The sequence below is a fragment of the Rhodococcus sp. ENV425 genome (assembly GCF_002887785.1).
Lineage (GTDB): Bacteria > Actinomycetota > Actinomycetes > Mycobacteriales > Mycobacteriaceae > Rhodococcus > Rhodococcus aetherivorans.
Window position 1 is genome coordinate 28,980 of sequence record NZ_PCZU01000222.1, and the last position, 4,100, is coordinate 33,079.

The window sequence follows — 4,100 nt, forward strand, 5'->3', positions numbered from 1 at the left end:
CCGGCCGCCGATCTCGAGCACGCGTTGCAGCCGGATCGTGTTGCGGATGTAGCGGGCGTCGCGCAGCCCCCGGGTGTCCTCGATGTCGCGACGGATCGCGTCGAACTCGCGGCCGAGTTCCTCGATGTCCGCGTCGGTGAGGTGCGCGAACTCGGTGATGTCGGTGATTGCCACCGGGGTCCTTCCCCCTGGTCCGGGTCGGTAGTGCGTCAGGCGCCGAGCGTGCAGTCTCCGGCAGCCGCGGAGATGCAGGTCTGAACCCGCTCCCCCTCGGCGTGTTCCTTGCCGGACCGGAGATCGACGACGTGCCCCTTCTCCAGGGGCACCACACAAGTCTGACAGATTCCCATCCGGCAGCCGAACGGCATCAGGGCGCCGGCGCTCTCACCCGCCTCGAGCAGGGTCGTCGCACCGTCGACGGTGACGGTCTTGCCCGACTTGGCGAAGGTCACCGTGCCGCCGGCGCCGGAGGTGTCCGCCCGGGTGACGGCGAAGCGTTCCAGATGGAGCCGCTCCGGCAGGCCCGCGGCATCCCAGAACCGCTCCATGTCGTCGAGCATCGCCTGCGGGCCACACGCCCACACCTGGCGCTCCCGCCAGTCCGGGCACACCGTGTCCAGCTCGGCGAGGGTGAACTTGCCCTGCTCCCGCGTCAGCCGCACGTACGGGCGGTACTGCTCGTGGTCCGCACCGAAGCGGGCGATCTCGTCGGCGAACATCACCTCGGGGGCGGTGGGCGCCGAGTGCACGTGCACGACGTCGGGCAGCTCGGCATGCGCCTGCAGCGACCGGCGGTCGAGGGTGCGCAGCATCGACATGATCGGGGTGACGCCGCTGCCCGCGGTGAGGAAGAGGATCTTCGGCGGCGGGGGGTCGGACAGGACGAACTCGCCCTTGGGCGCGGCGAGCCGCACGATCGTGCCCGCGGGCACGCCGCTCACGAGGTGACTCGAGAGGAAACCGTCGGTCATGGCCTTGACGGTGATCGAGATGAGCTTGCGGTCCCAGGTGGGCGACGAGGTCAGCGAGTACGAACGCCAGTGCCAGCGGCCGTCGACGTGCAGCCCGATGCCGATGTACTGGCCCGGCGCGTACCCGAAGTCGAAGCCCCAGCCGGGCTTGATGACGAGCGTCGCGGAGTCGGCGGTCTCGCGGCGGACCTCGACGATGCGGCCGCGCAGCTCGCGCGCCGACCACAGCGGGTTGGCGAGGTGCAGGTAGTCGTCGGGCAGGAGCGGTGTCGTCAACCGCGCGGCCGCGCCGCGCAGGAGATTCGACACGGATCGGTCCCTCGTCGCGACGTGCGCCGCCGGCCGCTCGATCCAGTCCTTCAGACCCATCCGATCACTTCTCCTCGTCCAGGGGCTACGCCTCCGTAGGTTACCAGCTCCCTACGGAGGCGTAGGTTGCGGCGAGACAGCCGTCACACTCGGGGCCGGGAGCAGCTCAGAGCAACTCGAGCAGGAACTGCAGTTCCTGGGCGGCGTACCAGGCGAGTTCGTGGTCCTCGGCGTCGCCCAGCACGAACTCCGCCTCCTCGTCGCCGAGGTCGGCCGCGTCCACGACCGGCAGGGCACGGGCGATGTCCGGCTCCGCGGCGGCGAGGTCCACGTGCACCGACGCGACCGCGGACAGCGGCACCGGTCCGGGCAGCCGGACCACCGCATCGTCGAGATCCGGGCGCAAAGTCACCCCGTCGACGTCCGCGGCCACCACCACCCGGCGCAGGCCGAACTCGGGAGCCGGGTCGTCGTCGGCCCGGCCGGCGAGCAACCGCAACGAGGCGCGGGCCGCCTCGGCCATCGCGACCTCGGCGAGTTCCTCGTCGTCGCCGGAGGTGTACGCCTCGCGCAACGCGGGGGTGACCGCGAACGCGGTGCGGCTCACCGCCTCGAACTCGCCGTCGGCGACCAACCGCTTCAACGTCTCGATCGTGGCCGGCACGTACACCCGTGTCACAACTCACCTACTGGCATCCAACAACTCCTCGAGCGACTCGTGCAGCAGCGACGTCAGCACCTCCACATCGGGCATCGCGTCGCGGTCCGCATTCAGACCGTAGTAGACGTTGCCGTCGTACGACGTCAACGCGACGCTCAGTGCCTGGTTCTTCAGGAGGGGCGAGATCGGGTACATCTCGAGCACCCGCGCCCCGGCGAGGTAGAGGGGATGCTGCGGACCCGGTGCGTTCGTGATCATCAGGTTGAACATGCGCTGGGAGAAACCACTCGCGACACGCGCCCCGACCGCGTGCATGGTCGCGGGCGCGAACCCGGACAGCCGCATCATCGACCGCGCCGGCACCCGCCGGCCCTGCCGCGAGAAGGCCTCCCCGGCGTGCGAGATGTGGGACAGGCGGACGACCGCGTTCGGTTCACCGACCGGAAGGTCCACCAGGAAGGTCGAGACCTCCCCGCGCGGCCCCGCCGCGGACACGTCCCCACCCTCGTCGGGCGCATCCGGGTCCTGCGTGTACACCGACATCGGCACCATCGCCCGCACCACCGTCGCCTCCGTCAGCGGCTCCCCGCGTGAGAGCAGCCAGTACCGCAGCGCCCCCGCGATCACCGCCAGCACGACGTCGTTGATGGTGCAGCCGTAGCGGGCCCGGATCTTCCGGTACAGCTCGAGATCGGCCTTGACCACCGCGAACCGGCGGTTGCGCGAGATCGAGGCATTCAGCGGGCTGCCGGGCGCGGACTGGGCGGCGGTGCGCGCCAACCGGCCCACGACATCCAGCGCCTCGCCGGCGGTGGCGGCCAGATCGCCGACGGCCGCCCGCAACCCCGACACGGCCTCGCCGGGGCGGGCCACCAGCTCCGCGAGCGCGCCGAACACCAGCGCCGAGTCGCTCGGCTCCGGTTCCGGCATCCACAGCTCCTCCGGATCCACCCGGGGAGTCTCGGTGGGCTCGAAGAGCACCTGCCCGATCTCGAGTGCCTCCTCGCCGTCCACCAGGGCCGAGTGGGTCTTGGTGAACAGGGCGCACCGGTCGCCGGCCAGGCCCTCGACGAGATACATCTCCCACAGCGGGCGCGAACGGTCGAGAGGACGGGAGATCAGCCGGGCCAACAGGTCGTGCAGCTGCGCTTCGGAGCCGGGCCGCGGCAATGCCGAGCGCCGCACGTGGTAGGTGATGTCGAAGTCGCGGTCGTCGACCCACACGGGCCGCGCCAGGCCGAGCGCGACCTCGCGGGCCTTCTGCCGGTACCGCGGCACCGCCGCGAGACGTCGCTCCACCAGCCGCAGCACGTCCTCGTAGTCGAGCCCACCGCGCGGCTGCTCCAGGATGGCGAGCGAGCCGATGTGCATCGGCGTATTGCTCGTCTCCAGAAAGTAGAACGACGCGTCCTGAGCCGACATCCGGTTGGTCATCGCCCGACACCCCCCTCGTCCCGCGGCGCCCCGGCCCGCGACGACTCGCCGAGGCCGAACAGCACCGTCAATTCCGCCACCACCTCGGCGGCATCGGCATGATGCACGCCGACCATCCCCGCCGCGACCGCGCCGTCCACGTTCACCCGCAGGTCGTCGACGAACACGCACGCCGACGGTTCGAGCCCGAGACGCCGGGCCACCAGCAGGTAGCTGCGCGGGTCCGGTTTGGCGGTGCCCACGTCTCCGGACAGCACCACCTCGTCCACCAGCCGGCCGCGCCCGAGATCGCGCAGCGGGCCGGCCGCGGGACCACCCGGATCGTTGCTGAGGATCGCGGTGCGCACGCCGCGCCGGCGCACCTCGGCGAGCACCCCACCGAGCGCGGCCGCGTCCGTGCCGGGGCCCGCGAGCACCCCACCGAAATCGAGCACCAGTCCACGCATCGCCTCACCCTAGTTCGCGAGCACCGGTTCGGCGATGCAACAGCCCGAACGACGCGGCGACCCCGGACCCGCCATGCTCGCGCCTCCTCGGCGCGGATGTGGCACCATGACCGGCGACTCCGTCCTCTCCCGGGGTCCGCACACCGGGCGTCGGCCGTTCCGCGCCGACGTCGCCCCCCTGGATCCGGGAGAACCGATGACATCTCCGCACGGCGACGCCCACTACGTCCGGCGCATCGTTCCGTTCGAGCCGCCGGTGCAGCGCTGTTGCCCGGCCGG

4 protein-coding genes and 1 pseudogene are annotated in these 4,100 nt (G+C 71.4%); all 5 read right to left on the minus strand.

The features are described 5' to 3' along the window. A pseudogene (locus CQZ88_RS31415) lies at positions 1-174 on the minus strand (acyl-CoA desaturase); the annotation flags it as partial. 35 nt (positions 175-209) lie between these two features. Then, complete coding sequence (locus CQZ88_RS19565; protein ID WP_102800177.1) at positions 210-1,340, minus strand: ferredoxin reductase; 1,131 nt, start codon at positions 1,338-1,340, stop codon at positions 210-212. A gap of 106 nt (positions 1,341-1,446) precedes the next feature. Further along, a complete protein-coding gene (locus CQZ88_RS19570; protein WP_006942694.1) occupies positions 1,447-1,959 on the minus strand; it encodes a hypothetical protein in 513 nt (170 codons plus the stop codon). A gap of 3 nt (positions 1,960-1,962) precedes the next feature. Continuing rightward, positions 1,963-3,375, minus strand: a complete 1,413-nt coding sequence (locus CQZ88_RS19575; protein WP_102800178.1) for a wax ester/triacylglycerol synthase family O-acyltransferase — start codon at positions 3,373-3,375, stop codon at positions 1,963-1,965. Next, positions 3,372-3,821 carry an HAD-IA family hydrolase gene (locus tag CQZ88_RS19580; protein ID WP_102800179.1) on the minus strand — a complete coding sequence of 150 codons (450 nt, stop codon included), beginning with the start codon at positions 3,819-3,821 and terminating at the stop codon, positions 3,372-3,374. The genes CQZ88_RS19575 and CQZ88_RS19580 overlap by 4 nt, the downstream gene beginning before the upstream one ends. Between the last annotated feature and the right edge of the window lie 279 nt (positions 3,822-4,100).

What these genes read in the sequence shown, in the direction of transcription:
- CQZ88_RS19565 (WP_102800177.1), bottom strand. Translation starts at nt 1,340, where the DNA reads ATGGGTCTGAAGGACTGGATCGAGCGGCCGGCGGCGCACGTCGCGACG.
- CQZ88_RS19575 (WP_102800178.1), bottom strand. Translation starts at nt 3,375, where the DNA reads ATGACCAACCGGATGTCGGCTCAGGACGCGTCGTTCTACTTTCTGGAG.
- CQZ88_RS19580 (WP_102800179.1), bottom strand. Translation starts at nt 3,821, where the DNA reads ATGCGTGGACTGGTGCTCGATTTCGGTGGGGTGCTCGCGGGCCCCGGC.